Below are 221 nucleotides of genomic sequence, written 5' to 3'. Positions count from 1 at the left end.
CCTGAAAAAGAAGTTCAACGAGATTATGTCCATGAATGTCACTCCATCCACAGTAACCAACCTCCTGTATGTGACCATTGACACAGACCTTAACATGATCGATGCATCCGGAATTGTCGTAGAAGATACCGACTCCATCACAGCAGATAAATATTACGCAGATAAAGGCATTGAGATCACTTCCGAAGACTTTAACTCTGCTGATAATAACTCAGGCAGCA

1 pseudogene is annotated in these 221 nt (G+C 42.1%); it reads left to right on the top strand.

Annotation, left to right across the window (positions count from 1 at the left end):
• Window positions 1–221, top strand: a pseudogene (locus NE671_RS15775) (hypothetical protein); the annotation flags it as partial.

Origin of the sequence: Blautia sp. DFI.9.10, assembly GCF_024461705.1 — a bacterium.
Lineage (GTDB): Bacteria > Bacillota > Clostridia > Lachnospirales > Lachnospiraceae > Blautia_A > Blautia_A fusiformis.
This window is presented reverse-complemented; position numbering and strand designations above follow the sequence as displayed.